At 73.0% G+C, this 16,844-nt stretch carries 20 protein-coding genes; 9 read left to right on the top strand and 11 right to left on the bottom strand.

From position 1 onward, the window contains the following. Nucleotides 1-76 precede the first annotated feature (76 nt). Nucleotides 77-1,747, top strand: coding sequence for a CARDB domain-containing protein (locus ACIBQ8_RS05195; protein ID WP_397191185.1), 1,671 nt, complete (start codon nucleotides 77-79; stop codon nucleotides 1,745-1,747). On the opposite strand, the gene ACIBQ8_RS05190 is transcribed toward ACIBQ8_RS05195, so the two are convergent. After that, a complete protein-coding gene (locus ACIBQ8_RS05190) occupies nucleotides 1,744-1,866 on the bottom strand; it encodes a hypothetical protein (protein WP_397191184.1) in 123 nt (40 codons plus the stop codon). The two genes, ACIBQ8_RS05195 and ACIBQ8_RS05190, sit on opposite strands and share 4 nt — an antisense overlap. 218 nt (nucleotides 1,867-2,084) lie before the next feature. On the opposite strand from ACIBQ8_RS05190, the gene ACIBQ8_RS05185 reads away from it, so the two are divergent. Continuing rightward, nucleotides 2,085-2,282 carry a hypothetical protein gene (locus ACIBQ8_RS05185; protein WP_397191183.1) on the top strand — a complete coding sequence of 66 codons (198 nt, stop codon included), beginning with the start codon at nucleotides 2,085-2,087 and terminating at the stop codon, nucleotides 2,280-2,282. Here the strand turns inward: ACIBQ8_RS05185 and ACIBQ8_RS05180 are convergent. The 5 genes from ACIBQ8_RS05180 to ACIBQ8_RS05160 form a co-directional block, all read right to left on the bottom strand. After that, nucleotides 2,233-2,364, bottom strand: a complete 132-nt coding sequence (locus tag ACIBQ8_RS05180; protein WP_397179938.1) for a hypothetical protein — start codon at nucleotides 2,362-2,364, stop codon at nucleotides 2,233-2,235. The two genes, ACIBQ8_RS05185 and ACIBQ8_RS05180, sit on opposite strands and share 50 nt — an antisense overlap. Before the next feature lie 246 nt (nucleotides 2,365-2,610). Next, nucleotides 2,611-3,513 carry an aminoglycoside phosphotransferase family protein gene (locus ACIBQ8_RS05175; RefSeq protein ID WP_397191182.1) on the bottom strand — a complete coding sequence of 301 codons (903 nt, stop codon included), beginning with the start codon at nucleotides 3,511-3,513 and terminating at the stop codon, nucleotides 2,611-2,613. 91 nt (nucleotides 3,514-3,604) lie between these two features. Further along, nucleotides 3,605-4,051: a hypothetical protein gene (locus tag ACIBQ8_RS05170; protein WP_397179936.1), complete on the bottom strand. Its 447-nt coding sequence runs from the start codon at nucleotides 4,049-4,051 to the stop codon at nucleotides 3,605-3,607. 161 nt (nucleotides 4,052-4,212) lie between these two features. Further along, the gene (locus ACIBQ8_RS05165) at nucleotides 4,213-4,707 is read right to left on the bottom strand and encodes an NUDIX hydrolase (protein WP_397191181.1); all 495 of its coding nucleotides are present in this window, start codon (nucleotides 4,705-4,707) and stop codon (nucleotides 4,213-4,215) included. An 86-nt stretch (nucleotides 4,708-4,793) separates the two neighbouring features. After that, the gene (locus ACIBQ8_RS05160) at nucleotides 4,794-6,197 is read right to left on the bottom strand and encodes an MFS transporter (RefSeq protein WP_397191180.1); all 1,404 of its coding nucleotides are present in this window, start codon (nucleotides 6,195-6,197) and stop codon (nucleotides 4,794-4,796) included. A gap of 89 nt (nucleotides 6,198-6,286) precedes the next feature. On the opposite strand from ACIBQ8_RS05160, the gene ACIBQ8_RS05155 reads away from it, so the two are divergent. From ACIBQ8_RS05155 to ACIBQ8_RS05145, 3 genes are all read left to right on the top strand, one after another. After that, nucleotides 6,287-6,904 (top strand): TetR/AcrR family transcriptional regulator, encoded by a 618-nt coding sequence (locus tag ACIBQ8_RS05155; protein ID WP_397191179.1) that lies wholly within the window; start codon nucleotides 6,287-6,289, stop codon nucleotides 6,902-6,904. A 138-nt stretch (nucleotides 6,905-7,042) separates the two neighbouring features. After that, nucleotides 7,043-7,177 carry a hypothetical protein gene (locus tag ACIBQ8_RS05150; RefSeq protein WP_397179932.1) on the top strand — a complete coding sequence of 45 codons (135 nt, stop codon included), beginning with the start codon at nucleotides 7,043-7,045 and terminating at the stop codon, nucleotides 7,175-7,177. 108 nt (nucleotides 7,178-7,285) lie between these two features. Further along, entirely contained in the window at nucleotides 7,286-8,227 is a 942-nt protein-coding gene (locus ACIBQ8_RS05145) for a zinc-binding alcohol dehydrogenase family protein (protein WP_397191178.1), read from the top strand. A 28-nt stretch (nucleotides 8,228-8,255) separates the two neighbouring features. Here the strand turns inward: ACIBQ8_RS05145 and ACIBQ8_RS05140 are convergent, their stop codons facing one another. Together ACIBQ8_RS05140 and ACIBQ8_RS05135 are read right to left on the bottom strand one after the other, a co-directional pair. Next, entirely contained in the window at nucleotides 8,256-8,822 is a 567-nt protein-coding gene (locus ACIBQ8_RS05140; RefSeq protein WP_397179930.1) for a TetR/AcrR family transcriptional regulator, read from the bottom strand. Between the two features lie 26 nt (nucleotides 8,823-8,848). Further along, nucleotides 8,849-10,375 carry an MFS transporter gene (locus ACIBQ8_RS05135; RefSeq protein WP_397191177.1) on the bottom strand — a complete coding sequence of 509 codons (1,527 nt, stop codon included), beginning with the start codon at nucleotides 10,373-10,375 and terminating at the stop codon, nucleotides 8,849-8,851. Nucleotides 10,376-10,529: 154 nt separating this feature from the next. Between ACIBQ8_RS05135 and ACIBQ8_RS05130 the strand changes: the two genes are divergently transcribed. Then, nucleotides 10,530-11,963, top strand: a complete 1,434-nt coding sequence (locus tag ACIBQ8_RS05130; RefSeq protein ID WP_397191176.1) for an alpha/beta hydrolase — start codon at nucleotides 10,530-10,532, stop codon at nucleotides 11,961-11,963. Between the two features lie 98 nt (nucleotides 11,964-12,061). Here ACIBQ8_RS05130 and ACIBQ8_RS05125 read toward each other — a convergent pair whose 3' ends face one another. Further along, nucleotides 12,062-12,889: an alpha/beta fold hydrolase gene (locus ACIBQ8_RS05125; protein ID WP_397191175.1), complete on the bottom strand. Its 828-nt coding sequence runs from the start codon at nucleotides 12,887-12,889 to the stop codon at nucleotides 12,062-12,064. An 85-nt stretch (nucleotides 12,890-12,974) separates the two neighbouring features. Here ACIBQ8_RS05125 and ACIBQ8_RS05120 point away from each other — a divergent pair, with 85 nt between their 5' ends. Beyond that, on the top strand, nucleotides 12,975-13,697 hold the full coding sequence (locus ACIBQ8_RS05120) for a TetR/AcrR family transcriptional regulator C-terminal domain-containing protein (protein WP_397179926.1): 723 nt from the start codon (nucleotides 12,975-12,977) through the stop codon (nucleotides 13,695-13,697). Between the two features lie 14 nt (nucleotides 13,698-13,711). On the opposite strand, the gene ACIBQ8_RS05115 is transcribed toward ACIBQ8_RS05120, so the two are convergent. Beyond that, nucleotides 13,712-14,194 carry a MarR family winged helix-turn-helix transcriptional regulator gene (locus tag ACIBQ8_RS05115; RefSeq protein ID WP_397191174.1) on the bottom strand — a complete coding sequence of 161 codons (483 nt, stop codon included), beginning with the start codon at nucleotides 14,192-14,194 and terminating at the stop codon, nucleotides 13,712-13,714. A 57-nt stretch (nucleotides 14,195-14,251) separates the two neighbouring features. Between ACIBQ8_RS05115 and ACIBQ8_RS05110 the strand changes: the two genes are divergently transcribed. Continuing rightward, complete coding sequence (locus ACIBQ8_RS05110; protein WP_397191173.1) at nucleotides 14,252-15,079, top strand: SDR family oxidoreductase; 828 nt, start codon at nucleotides 14,252-14,254, stop codon at nucleotides 15,077-15,079. Nucleotides 15,080-15,125: 46 nt separating this feature from the next. Here ACIBQ8_RS05110 and ACIBQ8_RS05105 read toward each other — a convergent pair whose 3' ends face one another. Then, complete coding sequence (locus ACIBQ8_RS05105) at nucleotides 15,126-15,851, bottom strand: SDR family oxidoreductase (RefSeq protein ID WP_397191172.1); 726 nt, start codon at nucleotides 15,849-15,851, stop codon at nucleotides 15,126-15,128. A gap of 105 nt (nucleotides 15,852-15,956) precedes the next feature. On the opposite strand from ACIBQ8_RS05105, the gene ACIBQ8_RS05100 reads away from it, so the two are divergent. Next, on the top strand, nucleotides 15,957-16,808 hold the full coding sequence (locus tag ACIBQ8_RS05100; RefSeq protein ID WP_397191171.1) for a LysR family transcriptional regulator: 852 nt from the start codon (nucleotides 15,957-15,959) through the stop codon (nucleotides 16,806-16,808). Nucleotides 16,809-16,844 lie beyond the last annotated feature (36 nt).

Raw genomic sequence — 16,844 nt, 5'->3', positions numbered from 1 at the left:
GGGCGCCCGGCTGTGCAGCGCGGTCCGACAGGGACCGGGCGGCCGAGGCGGCGAAGCCGAAGGGAAGTCCTTCCTCATGCCCTCGACCACGAACATCTCCCTGCGCGGGCGCAGCCCGCAGGGCCGTCTGACCAGGCTGGCCCTGCGGGGCGCGCTGGCTCTGGCGCTGGCCACCGGTGGCCTGGCCGCGGTCGCCCCGGCAGCCCAGGCCGACACGACGGTGACGTTCACCTACACCGGTGGCCCGCAGACGTTCACTGTGCCGGATGATGTGACCTCGATCGAGGTGGACGCGTTCGGCGCCCAGGGCCAGGCCGGGCCCGGCGAAACCCCGGGTGGCGCGGGCGGCCTGGGCGGGGAGGTCAAGGCCACCCTGGCCGTCACCCCCGGGCAGGAGCTCCAGATCAACGTCGGAGGGACCGGCGGCTACGGCGGCGGAGGCCCCGGCGGCAAGGGCGGGAACATCTCTGGGTACCTCGACGGCGGCGCGGGCGGCGGCGCCTCAGACGTGCGCACCGGCCCCGGCTACGGCCTGGACGACCGAGTGCTGGTGGCCGGCGGCGGTGGCGGCGGTGGCAACTACACCCGCGTCGCCGCGGGCGCCGGAGGGGACGGAGGCGGTGCCGCCGGTGCCCCCGGCGGCAGCTCGAGCCTCGGGTCCAACCCCGGCGGCGGAGGGACATCCTCGGCCGGTGGAAGCGGCGGCGCCGGCAGCTACGGAGCCGACGCCGGAGCCGACGGCACGGCCGGTACGGGCGGCGCGGGAGGCGCGGAGGTGCCCGGCGGGCCCTCCGGCGCCGGCGGAGGCGGCGGCGGAGGCGGCTGGTACGGCGGCGGTGGGGGCGGTGGAGGCGAATACGCCGGCGCTCCGACCTACGCCAGGGCCTCGGCGGGCGGTGGCGGAGGCAGCGGCTACGGCCCGGCCGGGGCCGTCTTCCAGACCGGCGTGCGATCCGGCAACGGCCTGATCACCATCACCTACACCCCGCCCGGGGCCGACCTGGCCGTCACCGTCACCGACTCGGCCGACCCGGTCACCCCCGGCACGCCTGTCACCTACTCCGTGACCGTCGCCAACAACGGGCCCCGTTCGGCGACCGGCGTCTCCGCGGTCACCACCTTGTCCGGTGTGGCCCGCACGATCGGATCGGCGACACCGTCTCAGGGCTCGTGCGCGATCGCCGCGCCGACCATCACCTGCCCGCTCGGCACCCTGGCGGCCAGCGCCAGCGCGACGATCACGATCACCGTCACCCCCACCGCCGTCGGCACCTTGACCGCCACCACGACCGTCTCCGGCACCGAACCCGACCCTGACCCGGCCAACAACAGCGACGCCGGGAACACCACAGTGGCCGCCGCCGACATCGACGTGAACCTGGGCGCTCAGCCCCACCTCGGCATCCTGGTCCCCTACCTGCAATACACCCTGACCGCAGACAACACCGGCCCCAGCCCGCTCGCCTCCGCCACCTTGACCGCGACCCTGCCGACCGGCGCGTCGGCGAGCGACCTGTCGACCGGCTGCACCAGCGCTGGAACCACCGTCACCTGCGCCTACGGCGCCATCGCCAGCGGAGCGTCGGTGGACAAGACCTTCCGGATCCCGCTGTCGCTGCTGTCGCTGGGCCAGGTCACCGTCACCGGAGTGCGCACCACCAGCACCCCCGCCGACCCCAACCCGGCCAATGACAGCGCCTCGGCCACCTGCACCGTCATATCCATCGTCCTGGTCACCTGCTCCTAACGGGAGCTACCGGCCAGGGCCCAGGCCATCCAGAACGTGCTGCGCTCGGAGCAACTGGGCCAGGCCGGCCTGGTCGCCACCGCCCACACCTCGAAGGTCCGGGCCCTGGTCGTGGTCATCACTACCCTCAACACCGAGATCAAGACCCTCGAAGACGAGGTCAAGGCGCATTTTGGCCGGCACCCGGACGCTGAGGTCATCCTCAGCCAGCCCGGTCTTGGGGGCGTTCTCGGCGCCCGGGTGCTCGCCGAGTTCGGGGACGCCCCGGCCGCTACGCCAGTGCCAAGCACGCAAGAACTACGCGGGAACCAGCCCGATCACCCGCCGATCCGGCAAGATGCGCACCGTCCACGCCCGGTTCGTGCACAACGACCACCTCGTCGACGCCCTCCACCTCCAAGCCGGCTGCGCCATCCGGCATGACCCCGAAGTCCGCGCCTACCACGACGACCTGCGCGCCCGTGACATCGGGCACAACGCCGCGCTCAGACAGGTCGGCAGCGGTGCTGCCCCTCCCAGTGCAGCAGGCGGATGAACTGCGGATGCTCACGGTGGTAGTCGTACACCCGGCCGGCGTACTCCGGCAGGTCGCCGGCCAGGGCCTCGTCCAGCGGCACTGCCTCGGCGAGCTTGCAGCGCCCAGGTCAGCACGGCGGCGAACAGTTGCTCCTTGCTGCCGCCCCGCCCGCGGCGGCGGCCACCCGACACCGCGACCGCTTCCGCTGCGCCCCCGCTGACGCCTGAAGACCAGGTGCCAGTCGTCGAAGCCGTCTTCACGCGTGTCCTGGGCTGCGCGACGAGGGCGGTTGTGGCATGGACGGCGAGCAAGTGCACGAATCGAGAGCGCGGGCGGGAAGTGCGCGTCAGACGCCCTTCAGCACACGATCAAGTGCCGCGCGGCCCGCGGGCCCCCAGTGCGACTTGCCGCCGGGATGGCCCCGATCGCCGCTCTGCCCCATGAGCAGCAGGAAGAGGCTCTTCATGGCGGCCAGCCCGCGGGCGCGCCGGATCGCCGCCTGGTCCGCACGTCCGTACGCGTCGAAGAAGCGCGCGGCCGTGCCTTCGGGAAGCAGGACCCATGCGGCGGCCAGGTCCCACGCCGGATCGCCGGCGAACAGGCAACCGAAGTCGACGACGCCCGAGAGCGTTCCGTCCGAGACGACGACGTTCGCGGGATGGAGGTCGCCGTGCACCCACACCGGCGGGCCCGCCCACTCGGGGGCGGCGACCGCATCGGCCCACACGGCACGGACGGCGCCGACGTCACCGAGCGCGTCGGGGTCGATGGCCTGCAGGAACTGCTCGAAGCCGCTCGTGCACCTCTTGGGGTGAGCGCCGAGGTCCGCACTGACGGGGGCGTCGGCGGGCGCCTCCCGATGAAGCGCCCTGAGGAAGCCCGCCAGCGTGTCGGCCGCGTGGTCGCCCCGGCTGATCGAGCCGTGGTCCAGCGGCTCGCCGGCCACCCACGTCATCACGGTCCAGTGCTTGGGGAAGCGTGCGGACGGTTCGCCGAACCGCACCGGGGTCGGCACCGGCAGCGGCAGGCGCGGGGCCAGCACGGGTAGCCACCGCCGCTCCTTGAGCTGGAGCTCCGGGGTGGGGTCCATCCGCTGCATGCGCACGGCCAGCTCGTCCCCGAGGCGCCACATCTGGTTGCCCCAGCCGCCCGCCACCTCGCGGACGGCCAGCCCGGCGAGGTCCGGATGTTGCTCCCGCAGCAAGTCACGGACCAGGTCAGCGGTGACCACGATCTCGGTGTCGGTCATGCGACGTCACAGTACCGGAGCGGCCCTCGCGCCCCGATCGTCAGTCAAGCCGCAGAAATGTGCCGTTCAGCGACCTGGCGGATCTCCTCCGTCAGTCGATGCGCTGGCAGATCGTCACCGGCAGGCGCGGCGACCAGGTGCGGGTGGCCTCGTCGTAGGCCTGCGCGTAGCCGTTCTTGCTTCCCGAGCAGGGCGCGGCGATGGTCGTCTCCACGTAGACGGCGCCGCCGGGGGTGACGGGGTGGGTGCGGGCGATCACCCACCTGGAGAACTTGGTGACGCCGTTGTTGAACTTGACGGCGACGAAGACGCGGCGGTCGACGGTGAAATTGCCGCCGGCGACCTTGAGGTGGTTGTTGAAGGTGTAGGTGAACAGGAATGAGCGCGCCTGTGCGAGATCATGGGCGTGACTGGTGTCGTTGAGGCCGGACGGCGAGGCCGGCGACGCGTTCGCGGCGCCGCTCATGGCCGGGACGGTCAGGGCGATGGCCGCGGCGGTGGCGGTCAGGCCGAACAGGGTGCGCAAGCTGCGGTTCATCGGAACCTCCTGTTGTATGCGGACTTGAGCACTATTGAGCGGCAGACCGCCTGCAACGCGCTTTCAACCGCCAGACACGGCGAACCCGGCCGCGTGCGGCGGTGCGCGGGTAACGCTGAAAGGTGGGATGACGGCCGGCGGGCAGGCTTTTCGTCTCCCGATCACCGAGCCGAGCGGCCGAGACACCGGCGCAGGGCTTGTAGTCCGGCTGGGACGAAAGGCCCTCGATCGACCACCGTCCGCAGCTCGGGCTCCGTGACCCAGGCATGCCAGGCGATCTCGGACGGGTCCGGAGTCAACGGCTCGGCGATCAAAGCTTCGTGCACCCCGAACCAGACGGGGCCCATCCCGCCCTGGAACAGGAACTTGACCAGGAATCGGACCGGGACGCCGACACCCAGTTCCTCGACCAGTTCGCGGGCCGCCGCCTCCTCGTACGACTCGCCGACGCCCACGGCGCCGCCCACCATCACGTCATAGTGGCCGGGAAAGCGAACATGCCCGTCGGCTCGGCGCAGCACGAGGATCCGCCCCGCCGGATCGCGGCAGATCGTCGTCGCGATCCGATGCATCCATCGCCGGCGGACCGCCTCCGCGCGCTCCACGACCTCCAGCACGCGGTCCTGTTCGTCCACCCGCTCGACCAGCTCACCCATGCGCACACGGTCGCAGACCCCACTGACACTCCGGAGCCCGGCAGCCTCACGCCGAGCGGCTCAACCAAGCCGACCGGGACGAGCCGTCACCGGACGCTCGCCGACTCCTCGGCCTCCCGGCTGTTCGCCTGGACGCCGCCCGGCGTCCGGGCCGCGGTCAGCCACAGGCCGGTGAGGACGGCGCAGGCCAGCGTCACGGCGCCCGCCACGAGGAAGGCGCTGTCGAGGCCGGACTCGAACGAGGCGCCGCCGGACTCCCGCGTGTGCACGATCGCCCCGAGCACCGCCACGCCGAGCACCGCGCCGATCTGCCGGGTGGTGCTGCTGACGCCCGAGGCGAGGCCGCCCTCCTGCGGGCTGACCGCCTGGATGGCGGCCCCGGTCAGCGGCGACATGGTGAGCGCGAACCCGGTGCCGACGACCGCCAGCCGCCACCACACGTTCCCGTAGCCGGTGTCGGCGTGGACGAAGCCCAGCGCCAGCAGCCCCAGCCCGGCCAGCGCCAGGCCGACGCCGGCGACGACACGGAAGCCGTACCTGGCCGCGAGCCGGCCCGCGTACGGGCTGACGATCACCATGGCCAGCGAGACGGGCAAGGTCTGCAACCCGGCGACCAGGATCGAGCTGCCCTGGACGTAGACGAAGAACTGGGAGAAGAAGAACGACGACCCCATCAGCGCGAACCCGACCACGACCATCGCCGTGTTCGACACCGTGAACAGCCGCTGACGGAACAGCCGCAGCGGCAGCATCGGCGTCGGCACCCGGCCCTCGACCACGACGAACGCCACCAGGAGCACCAGTCCGGCGGCGAAGCCGCCCAGGATCACCGGCGAGGTCCAGCCGCGGGAACCGCCCTCGATCAGGCCGTAGGTCACGGCGCCCACGCCCGCGGCGGACAGGATCGTGCCGGGGACGTCGATCGGCGGCGCGCCCGGATTGCGGGACTCCCCCAGCACGCGCCACCCGGCCAGCAGCAGGGCCGCCCCGATGGGCACGTTCACCAGGAAGATGGCGGGCCAGCCGAAGGACTCCACCAGGATGCCGCCCGCCAGCGGCCCGGCGGCCAGGCCGATGCCGCTGAACCCGGCCCACAACCCGATCGCTCTGACGCGCTCCTTCGGGCCGGGATACGCGGCGGTGAGCAGTGCCAGCGAGGCGGGGCTCAGCGCCGCGGCGCCGACGCCCTGCAGCACCCGTCCGGCGATCAGCCAGCCGAGCGAGGGCGCGAGCGCGCACACCACCGAGGCGGCCGTGAACGCCACCACCCCGGCCAGGAACACCCGCCGCCGTCCGAACCGGTCGGCGAAGACGCCGCCCGACAGCAGCAGCATGGCCACCAGCAGGACGTAGGCGTCGACGATCCACTGCAGCCCGGTCAGCCCGGTGTGCAGCCGCTGCTGCATGTCGGGCAGGGCGGCGCCGACGATCGTGTTGTCGAGCAGCACCATGAACTGACCTGCGCAGGTCAGGGTGAGCAACGCTCTCACGTACATCTCTCCTAAAAGCAGTTGGTGACTGCGTTAAGGTAGACCTTCCAAGGCCCTAACGCAAGTCTCAACTGCGTTAAGGTGGACGCATGGATGAGCAGGGGCGGGCCAAGCGGCCCGGCGGGCGCAGCGCCCGGGTCCGCGCGGCAGTGCATCAAGCCGTCACCGAGCTGGTGAGGGAGCGCGGCTACGGGCATTTCACGATCGGCGACATCGCGGCCCGCGCGGGCGTGGCCGACACCAGCCTCTACCGCCGGTGGGGCAACCTCCAGGCCCTGCTCAGCGATGTGCTGCTGACCCGGCTCAACACGCAGTCGCCGATGCCCGACACCGGCAGCCTGGCCGGCGACCTGCGCACCCACGCCGCCAACGTGGCCCGCGAGGTCACCGGCCCCGACGGCCTGGCGCTGGTGCGGCTGACCCTCGCGCTGTCAGGCGAGGGTCAGCAGGGCCTCAAGGCGCGCGACGAGCTCCTGGCCGACCGGACCAGCCAGTTGCAGGCCGTCCTCGACCGCGCCCGCGGCCGCGGCGAGGAGCCGCCCGACGTACTGGAGGTGCTGGACCATCTCCTCGCGCCGATCTACATGCGCGTCCTGTTCGGCGCGGGCCCGCTCACCCCTGACTACCTCGACGGGCTGGTCGACCGGCTGCTCGCCCCAACCGGTCCGTCGCGCCGCGGCGCCGGCGAGCGAAGGAGCGATGCGTGAACCCCGGGCAGCCCCGACAGCGGACAGGAACTGCCTCTGGACCAGCTCGCCGTCCGGCTCGGCGGGGGCGCGCCGTACCAGCTCCATGAGCCGGCGTCGCCCAGAGCCGTCCTGATCCCCTACGACACCGACAATCCTGTGTCCGTCGACTGGCGCGGATCGGCCGCCATGCTCGCGGTCATCGACCGGACCACGGGAGCACGGCTGACCGGCGAGTGGCTGGAACAGCCGCACCCGTACCTGACGGTCCGCATGCCCGACGCGGCGCGCTGACCCCCTGCCGGGCCGCCGCGGCATGTATGAAGACTCTTCATGCATGCCGCCTCATCCACAAGTCCCGCCCGCTACCTGCGCAACCGTGCGGCTCCTAGCGTTGACGGCATGAGAGCGATGGTTGCAGAACGCCTTGGCGGACCCGAGGTCCTGACCCCCGCCGACCTGCCCGACCCGACGCCGGGCCCTGGCCAGATCCTCCTTGACGTCGAGGCCGCCGGTCTCAACTTCGCCGACGCCGAACGCCTGCGCGGCACCTATCTGCCGCCGCGACTGCCGTTCGTCCCGGGCAGCGAGGTCGTCGGCCGCGCCCCGGACGGTCGCCGCATGCTCGCCTTCGCCGGCGGCGCCTTCGCCACCAGGGCGCTGGCGCAGGATCCGGTCGAGATCCCCGAGGACGTTCCCGCGGGCGCCGCGCTCGCCCTCCTGGTCCAGGGCCTGACCGCCTGGCACCTGCTGCGTACGGCTGCGCGGGTCCGTCCCGGCGAGACCGTCGTCGTCAACGCCGCAGCAGGAGGCGTCGGCCACCTGGCGATCCAGCTGGCCAAGGAGTTCGGCGCCGGACGGGTCATCGGCACCGCCTCCACCGCCGACAAGCGCGCCCTGGTCCTGCGGCTCGGCGCCGACGCCGCCGTCCCGGGCGACGCCGACGGCTACGCCGAACGCGTCCGCGAAGCCAACGACGGCGCCCTGGCCGACGTGATCCTCGACGCCGTCGGCGGCCCCGTCTTCGAGGCGGCCCCCCATGCGCTGGCCCCCTTCGGCCGTCTGGTCACCTACGGCACCTCCGGCGGGATCGACCCCGGCCCCGTCGACCCCGGGATCCTGAGCGAGCGCAACATCAGCGTCGGCGGCTACTGGCTGGGCGCCCACCTGCGCCTCCCCGGCAGCGCCGCCGCCGCGCCGCTGCACGACCTGCTCGCCCTGGCCGCCTCGGGACGCGTCCACCCGATGGTGGGCGGCGAATACCCGCTCGACCAGGCCGCCGCCGCCCTCACCGCCCTGACTTCCCGCCGCACCACCGGCAAGGTCATCCTCCGCATGACGTGAAGCCGCCCGCAGCGGCGTCCCTGGACGCTCAGTTGCGGACGGCTCGTTGCAGGACGGCCTGGATGTGGTCGGGGTCGGCGGGCACGTTGTCCAGGAGGATCGCGGTGCACAGCCCGTCGGAGGCCGCGACGAGGGCGGCGACGGCGGCGGGGTCGTCGGTGAGCGTGGTGGCGAGTTCGGCGATGTTCTGCCGCCAGCGCCGTGCCACCGGGCGCAGCGCGGGGCGGCGGGCGGCCAGGGTCGCCAGCTCGCGTTCGGCCAGGGCGCGTTCCCGTCCGGGGCCGGCGGACTCGGCGATGAGGTGGGCCAGGCCGCTGAGCTTGTCGCCGGGGGTGTCGATGATGTCGCGGATGCGGGCGGTGTAGGCGTCGGCGACGGTCGTGAGGGCGGCGACGAGCAGGTCGTCGAGGGTGGCGAAGTAGTAGGTGCTCAGGGACGTCGTGGTGCCGGCCTGCTTGGCGACCGTGCGATGGGTGACGCCGGCCGCGCCGTCGCGGGTGACCACGGCGAGGGTGGCCTCGATGATCTCCGCGCGCCGCTTCTCGCCACGTGCGCGACGTCCGTCGACGGGGTCGTCCTTGCTGCTCCTCGGCACGAGGCCCAGGATAGTCGGCCCATCGTTCAGACGTCGGTGTCGCCGTGCTGCGCCGCCCCGAGCGGGGGCACGTGGCGCAGCATCGCCAGGCACAGCGCCGTGGCGGCGGCGATGGCGACCCCCGCGACCAGGGAAGCGACGTTGAGCCCGCTGGTGAAGGCGTGCCGGGCCGCCTCGACGGTTCCGGGCGGCAGGCTGCCGGTGATCGCCGCGGTCGCGTTCAGGCTGTCGGCGAGGGGGCCGGAGCTCTCCGGCGTCAGCCCTTCGGGCACCGTCACCCGGGCGCGGTAGACGGCGGTGGTGAGGCTGCCGAGCAGGGCGACGCCGATGGCGATGCCGAGCTCCTGGACCGTCTCGGAGATCGACGCCGCCGACCCGGACCGCGCGGCCGGCACCGCGCCCACCACCATGTCGGTGCCCAGCGCGGCGAGGGCGCCCAGCCCCAGGTAGACGAACGTGAAACCGGCCGACACCGGGACCTCGTCGTCGAGCCCCGCGGTGGCGAGCAGCGCGTAACCGGCGAGGGACGCCCCCAGGGCGGCGCCCATGACCGAGCCGGGACGGAGGCGCCGGGCGACCAGAGGAGCGCCGATGGCGGCGGCGAACATCGCCAGCGCCGGCGGTCCCATCCAGAGCCCCGCGACGAAGGGCGTGAGCCCTTCGACGAGCTGGAGGTACTGCGTGACCAGGTACATCGAGCCCCCGACCCCGGCCAGCCCGATGAGCAGCACGCCCAGGGCCACGACGAAGGCCCGGTTGCCGAACAGCGTCACGTCCAGCAGCGGATCGGGCAGGCGGCGCTGGCGGCGTACGAACACGATCGCGGCCAGGACGCCCGCCCCGGCGCAGACGAGGGCCGGGCCGCCCGAGCCCTCGGAGGCGATGTGCTTGACGGCGTAGATGACCGGCAGGATCGCCGCCAGGGACAGACCGACGCTGATCAGGTCCACCCGGCCGCCGGACGGGGCCGCGTACTCGGGAAGCAGGGCGCGCGCCCCCGCCAGGACGACGACGGCGACGGGCACCGCCACCAGGAACGGCGCTCCCCACCAGAAGGAGTCCACCAGGGCCCCGCCCACGATCGGCCCGGCGGCCATGCCGAGCGCGAACATCGTGGCCCAGACGCCGACCGCGACGGCACGCTGGCGCGCGTCGGGGAACATGTTCGAGATCAGCGACAGCGTGGAGGGCATGAGCGTCGCCCCGGCCACGCCGAGCAGGGCTCGCGCGAGGATCAGCAGCTCGGCCGTGGGGGCGAACGCGGCGAGCACCGAGACCGCCGCGAAGGCGACCATCCCGGCCTGCAGCAACCGGCGCCGGCCGATCCGGTCGCCCAGCGTGCCCATGGTGATGAGGAACCCGGCGACGAGGAACCCGTAGGCGTCCATGATCCACAGCAGTTGGGTGGCGGACGGTGACAGGTCTGCCGCCATGCTCGGCGCCACCAGGTACAGGACGGTCACGTCCAGCCCCAGCAGCACCGTCGGCATGGCCAGCAGGCCCAGGCCCGCCCACTGGCGCGCCCCCGCCCGCGTGAACTCTCGCTGCGTCATCGGCTCCCCTTCGCTCTCATCATGTTGAACGATAGTACAACTTGTACGTACGTTCAACATGATGGCGGACCGCCCGGGATCGTCGGCCGTTCGGCCGACACGATCGCCCGAAAGGCCGATGGCGGAGGCCGGTCGGCGGGGGACGATCCAGATCATGGAATGGACCCCCCTCATCACGGGCTTGGCGCTGATCGCGGCAGCGGTCCCGGCGGCCCCCGCGGCCGCGACCCGGGCAGGTGCGATCACCGCAGAAGCCATCGACTGGCGAGCCTGCGGAACGGAGCCAGGGGCCGGGTGCGGCAGCCTCGCCGTGCCGGTGGACTGGGCGAAGCCGGACGGCCCGCAGATCTCGCTGAACATGACGCGACGCAAGGCCACCGGACAACGGATCGGGACGCTGTTCTACAACCCGGGCGGGCCAGGGACGGGCGCGGCCGACCTGGTACGGGACTGGGCGCCGTACTACTTCTCCGAGGAGTTGCGCGAGCGGTTCGACCTCGTCGGGATCGACCCGCGCGGGGTCGGCGGCAGCGAGCAGCTCCAATGCGGAAAGGCGGTGCACGATCCGGCCGTCACGCAGTTCCCTGGGACGCGGCGGGAGTACGACCGGCTCGTCGCGCACAACCGGGCCGTGGGCGACAGTTGCGGGCCGTTGATCCGGCACATGGACACCGGCAGCGTGGCCCGGGACTTCGACGCGGTGCGCGCCGCGCTGGGCGAGGACCGGATCAGCTACCTGGGACGCTCCTACGGGAGCCTGCTCGGCGCCGAGTACGCCCGGCGGTTCCCCACCCGGGTGCGGGCGTTGGCCCTGGACGGGATCGTCGATCACGGCATGAGCTCGCGCCGGATGGTGCGCGAGGCCGCGGCGGCGGTGGAGGACGGGTTCGCCAGGTTCGCCGGGTGGTGCGAGCGGACGCAGGAATGCGAGCTGCACGGCCGGTCCGTGCCGCAGGTGTGGGATGCGCTGGTGCGCAAGGCGGCGCAGAGCCCGATCCCGGTGACCGGCGGGCGTCCGCTGACGGCGGACGAACTGCGCTACGTCGCGTACGCGATGCTCACGATGGCCCCCGACTTCAACGGCGGTCTGGCCCGGGGCATCGTCCAGGCGGAGCAGGGCGATGCGGTGATCTTCGGGCAGATGCGGGCCGAGGCGCTGGACAACCCTGCGACGACCTCGGCCTACCGGGCGGTCCTCTGCCAGGACATCGACCCGGAGATCAAGGCGTTCCCGCAGCTCAGGACGCGGGCTCGGGACGTCATCCGGAGGGCCCCGCACATGCGCGGGACGTCGGAGTTCTGGGACATGACGGCCGGATGCCTGGGCTGGCCCGTCCCGCCGGCCAATCCGCAGCGGCCGGTGCACATCACCCAGGCGCCGCCCGTTCTGCTGGTCGGGAACACGCATGACCCCGCGACGCCGCTCGCCTGGGCCAAGAGCCTGGCCAGGGGCATCAAGGGGGCGCAGGTGCTGACCTACGACGGCGACGGGCACACCTCATACCTGCGCAACCCCTGCGCGACGGGGAGCATCGACCGTTACTTGATCTCCGGGACGCTTCCCGCGCCCGGCACGGTCTGCCGCTGATCCCTGCACGCCGGGATGACCCTGCGGCCCGCCGGCCGCACTCTTCCGGCTTGCCGGGGCTCGCCCGTCCGGCGCGGCCATGACGCTTCCGGGGGCGGTCAGGCGCCGGACCAGAGGGCGGTGAGCAGCGCGTTCAGCCGCTCCGGCGCCTCGACGTGCGGATAGTGGGCGCTGCCCGGCACCTGCTCGTGCCGGGCGCCGATGCGCTCGGCCGTGACCCGCGCGCAGGCCATGAGAGGGACGCCGCCGCGCTCCCGATACGGCCCCGGGGCGTCCTCCCAGGTGCCCGAGACGACCAGCTTGGGGAAGGACGCCGCCCGCAGCGCCGGCAGCGGGAGGCCGGCCTCCCAGCAGACGCGTTCGCGCAGTGCCGTGGCGGCGGCGCGCAGCCGCCGATCGCCCGTGCCTGGCTCCGGCATGCCGGTCGAGCCGGCGGCGGCCCGCAGCCACTCCTCGGGCGTCAGGTCGGGCAGCTCGGCGTAGGCGGCACGGTTGACGCGCAGCGCCTCGGCCACGGCGGGGTGGTCGGCGGCGGCCTGGTAGCCGCCCGGCTCGATCAGAGTGAGCGAGCGCACCGCCTCCGGCCGCCGCGCCGCCGCGATCATGGCTCCGACGGCGCCGTAGGAGTGGGCGACCAGGTGCGCGCCCGCGCCGAGGAGTTCGGCGACGTCGTCGGCGTCGGCCAGGTAGTCGCCGGGGAACCTGTCCCCGGCGTCCGGGCTGCCGCCGTAGCCGCGGCGGTCCATCAGCAGCAAGCGGAACCGGCCGGCCAGCGGGCCTTGCGCCGCGAACCCGTACACCGGGTCGTCGCCCCAGCACGTGGAGCCGTGCACGAAGAGCGCCGGCGGCCCGGACTCGGGGCCGAGCGCGGTCACGTGCACCTCGCCCGGCAGCGGGCCGTTCGGGCGGAACATCAGGGCGGGCATCCGACTCCTCCTTGAACAGCGTTCAACACTCTTGAACGTTGTATAGGGAGAGGGAAGGCGACGTCAAGGCGGGTAGGGTGATCGCGTGCCGTCGTCAGAGTCTCCCGGCGGGTCCGTGTGGCTGCGTCCCGAGCGGCCGCCGCGCGACCGCCAGCTCACCCGCGAGCGGATCGTCGAGGTGGCGGTCGCCGTCCTCGACGCCGAGGGTCACCGCGGGCTGTCGATGCGCCGCGTCGCCACCGAGCTGGGGGTGACCGCCGGGTCGCTGTACTGGTACGTCCACACCAAGGACGACCTGCTGGAACTGGCCCTCGACCGCGTGCTGGGCGAGGTGCGCGCCGGCCCCGGCACGTCCGGCTGGCGGGACGGCCTGGCGGCGCTGGCCCGCAGCAACCGCGCCATGCTGCTGCGCCACCGGTGGGCCCTGTCCGAGCTGACCGTCAGGCCCAACCTCGGCCCGAACGCGCTCGCCCTGGCCGAGACCGGGCTGCGCCTGCTGGAGCACGCCGGGTTCGCCGGCCCCGACCTCGACGCCGCCATGGCCGCCGTCAACGACCACGTGGTCGGCGCGGTCATCGCGGAGGTCGCCTGGCGCGACACGCTGGCCCGCATGAGCGGGACCGGCTCCGGCTGGGACGAGCAGGCGGCCGACTACCTGCGCCAGGTCGCCGAACGCCACCCGACGCTGGCCGGCCGGATGGCCGCCACGGGCGAGATCGACGTCGAACGCGAGAGCGAGCGACGCTTCACCTTCGGCCTCGACTGCCTCCTGGACGGCCTCGCCACCCGCTGCGCGACCCCTTCATAGCGCCGGACCGCACGTCACCAGTTGCGCACCTCGTGTGCCCACGCGATCAGCCCCGCCACGAACCCCTGCCGGTCCGACGGCGAGAGGCTGTCCAGAACGCGCAGCAGCGGCGCGGCGCGCAGGGCGACGAACCCCTCGACCATGGCCCGATGATCAGGGGCCAGCGACACCAGGGTACGGCGGCGGTCGGCCGGATCCTCCCGGCGTTCGACCAGGCCGGCCCGGCTGAGGTCGCCCACCAGCTCGCTCGCGGTCGGCAGCGACATGCCCATCCGGTCGGCCAGCTCGCTCACGCTGAGCGACGGCTCGACGGTGAGCTGCGGGATGACCGCGCCGTGCCTGCCGGTGAGCCCGTGGCTGCGGAAGATCTCCCGCATCCGGTCCGGCATCTCGGCCTGGGCCCGCCGGAAGTACGCCTCCACCAGGGGTACGAAGCCAAGGGCTTCCCTGACCTCCTCGGGCCGTGGCAGTCGCGGGGGCGAAACGGGGTCCGTCACGGTCAAAGGATACAGTGCCCATATCCAAACAGTTCGGATATCCGAAGTGAGGTAGACGTGATTCTGGTGACAGGCGCCACGGGTAACGTCGGGCGTCATCTGGTGGAGCTGCTGCTCGGGGCGGGCGAGCAGGTCCGGGCGATCAGCCGCGCTCCCGAGCGGGCCGGCCTGCCCGACGGCGTGGAAGTGGTCAAAGCCGACATGTCGCGGGCGGAGGATCTGCGGGTCGCGTTGCGGGGTGCGGACCGCGCGTTCCTGCTCCCGGCCGCCGGCCAGGTGGACGGCTTCCTGCGCGAGGCCGCGAGGGCCGGCCTCGGGCACGTGGTGCTGCTGTCCGCGCTGGCGGTGACCATGAAGCAGGCCGGCGTGCTGGGCAGCGCCCACGCCGAACACGAGCGGGCCGTGGCCGGGTCGGGGCTGCCGTGGACGTTCCTGCGTCCCGGCGCTTTCATGGCGAACGACCTGCGGTGGGCGCCCGGCGTCAGGAACGGCGGCGTGGTGCGCGCTCCGTTCGCCGAGGCCGCCACCGCGCCGATCGACGAACGCGACATCGCCGCGGTGGCCGCGCGGACGCTGCTCGACGACGGCCACGCGGGCAAGGCGTACGAGCTGAGCGGGCCCGCCTCGCTGACGACGGCCGACCGGGTCCGGATCCTCGGCGAGGTCCTGGGCCGCGACCTGCGTCTGGAGGAACTGTCTCCCGAGCAGGCGCGCGAGCAGATGATCGCGCACACCCCGGCGGCGGTCGTGGACTCGGTCCTCACCCTGTTCGCCTCGTTCGTCGGCAGGGCCGCGGACGTGTCACCGGCCGTGCGGGAACTGACCGGCGACGAGCCCCGCGCCTACGCCGACTGGGCGGCCCGCAACGCCGCGGCCTTCAGCTGAGCCCGCTCCCGGGCACCGGCCGGACGACCTCGTCGAGGTGCGGCTGTCACCAGGGCACGTTTCCGGCGTCGTCGAAGAATCCGCCGGTCGGGCCGTCGTCGGGCAGGGTCGCGAGGCGAATGGCGATGGCCGCACCCTGTTGCGGCGTGCGGACGCCCTGGAAGCCGTTCAGGTCGGTGGCGGTGAAGCCCGGACACCCGGAGTTGATCAGGATGCCGGTGTCGCTCAGTTCCTTGACGTACTGGACGGTGACGGCGTTGAGGAAGGTCTTCGAGGCCAGGTAGGCGACGGGAACGGGGCCTATGTCGATGCCGGGGGTGGTCTGCAGGCCGAGCGAGCCGACGCTGCTGGACATGTTGACGATCCGCGGCGACGCCGAGTCGCGCAACATCGGCAGCATCGCGTTGGTGACCCGGATGACGCCGATCACGTTGGTCTCCACGACGGCTCGCACGGTCGCGGGCTCGACCGTGGTCGGCGTCTGCGGCATGCGTCCGGTGATCGCGGCATTGTTGACCAGGACGTCGAGCCCTCCGGCCTGGCCGGCGATCAGCTCGGCCGCGGCGGCGACACTCTCGTCGTCGGTGACGTCGAGCGGCACGCCGAACGCGTCGACCCCGGCCGCGCGCAGCTTCTCGACCGCGGTGTCACGACGATGCCGATCCCTCGCGCCCACGCCGATCCGCCAGCCGAGCGCGCCCAGCCCTGCCGCGATCTCGTATCCGATTCCCTTGTTCGCGCCGGTCACCAGCGCGATCGTCTGTTCACTCATGCCGTCGATCATGTTGCGGACTCGGGCGGGGCGTCCAAGACCGGTCAGGTGGACGGCGATACCTCACGGGTATCGGCCGTGGTCAGCGCTGGATACGATGAGCTCGTGGAGACGCGGGAGCTGCGGTACTTCGTCGCCGTGGCCGAGGAGTTGCACTTCGGGCGGGCGGCGCAACGGCTCTCGATGGCGCAGCCACCGCTGTCGCGGGCGATCCAGCGACTGGAACGGCGGCTCGGGGTCGTTCTCCTGCACCGCGACGCCCGCGCGGTCGCCTTGACCGAGGCCGGGTCGGTGCTGCTGCGGGAGGCCCGGCTCGCGCTCGACGCGGTCGAAGCCGCCGAGCGCCGCACCCGCCGCGCCGCGGCCGACCGGCCCGGTGTGGTCCTGGCGACCAAGGCCGGAGCGTCCAGGGAACTGCTGTCGAAGCTGCTGCACGCCTACGCCGCCGAACCGGGCTCGGTGCCGGTCGAGGTGATGTTGTGCGGGCCGGGCGAGCCGGAGGGTCTGCTGCGCACCGGGCGTACCGACGTGGCGCTGCTCCACCGGCCCTACGACACGACGGCCGGACTCGACACCGAGGAACTGCACACCGAACGGCAGGTGGTGGTCCTGCCCAAGGGCCATCCACTCGCCGGCCGGGCGCACCTGTCGTCGGCCGAGGTCAACGCCCTGACGGACCTGCCCCTGCCGCGCTGGCCCGGACGCGATGGCGGCCATCCGGACGGCCCCGGCCCGCAGGTGCGCGACCATACCCAGCTGTTCCAGCTGATCGCGCTCGGACTGGCCTGCGCCGTCGTCCCCGAGTCGCTCCGGGAACAGCTACGCGACGACTACGCCATCGTGCCGGTGCCGGACGCCCTGGCCGTCACGACCGTCATCGCCTGGCCGCCGCACAGCAGGTCCAAGGCCGTCGCCGACCTCGTCCGCACCGCGACCCGCCTGGCGCAGGCCGGATAAACCTGTGGCGCATCGAAAGATCCTTTGGCAGGGTGG

It is taken from the genome of Nonomuraea sp. NPDC049646, from assembly GCF_044465525.1.
In the GTDB taxonomy this organism is placed as follows: domain Bacteria; phylum Actinomycetota; class Actinomycetes; order Streptosporangiales; family Streptosporangiaceae; genus Nonomuraea.
The sequence above is the reverse complement of the archived record's forward strand: the minus strand, read 5'-3'. Positions and strand labels throughout refer to the sequence as shown.

Excerpts from the sequence above, each read along its gene's own strand:
- ACIBQ8_RS05195 (WP_397191185.1), top strand. The coding sequence starts at position 77 with ATGCCCTCGACCACGAACATCTCCCTGCGCGGGCGCAGCCCGCAGGGC.
- ACIBQ8_RS05190 (WP_397191184.1), bottom strand. The coding sequence starts at position 1,866 with ATGACCACGACCAGGGCCCGGACCTTCGAGGTGTGGGCGGTGGCGACC.
- ACIBQ8_RS05185 (WP_397191183.1), top strand. The coding sequence starts at position 2,085 with ATGCGCACCGTCCACGCCCGGTTCGTGCACAACGACCACCTCGTCGAC.
- ACIBQ8_RS05175 (WP_397191182.1), bottom strand. The coding sequence starts at position 3,513 with ATGACCGACACCGAGATCGTGGTCACCGCTGACCTGGTCCGTGACTTG.
- ACIBQ8_RS05170 (WP_397179936.1), bottom strand. The coding sequence starts at position 4,051 with ATGAACCGCAGCTTGCGCACCCTGTTCGGCCTGACCGCCACCGCCGCG.
- ACIBQ8_RS05165 (WP_397191181.1), bottom strand. The coding sequence starts at position 4,707 with ATGGGTGAGCTGGTCGAGCGGGTGGACGAACAGGACCGCGTGCTGGAG.
- ACIBQ8_RS05155 (WP_397191179.1), top strand. The coding sequence starts at position 6,287 with ATGGATGAGCAGGGGCGGGCCAAGCGGCCCGGCGGGCGCAGCGCCCGG.
- ACIBQ8_RS05145 (WP_397191178.1), top strand. The coding sequence starts at position 7,286 with ATGAGAGCGATGGTTGCAGAACGCCTTGGCGGACCCGAGGTCCTGACC.
- ACIBQ8_RS05135 (WP_397191177.1), bottom strand. The coding sequence starts at position 10,375 with ATGACGCAGCGAGAGTTCACGCGGGCGGGGGCGCGCCAGTGGGCGGGC.
- ACIBQ8_RS05130 (WP_397191176.1), top strand. The coding sequence starts at position 10,530 with ATGGAATGGACCCCCCTCATCACGGGCTTGGCGCTGATCGCGGCAGCG.
- ACIBQ8_RS05125 (WP_397191175.1), bottom strand. The coding sequence starts at position 12,889 with ATGCCCGCCCTGATGTTCCGCCCGAACGGCCCGCTGCCGGGCGAGGTG.
- ACIBQ8_RS05105 (WP_397191172.1), bottom strand. The coding sequence starts at position 15,851 with ATGAGTGAACAGACGATCGCGCTGGTGACCGGCGCGAACAAGGGAATC.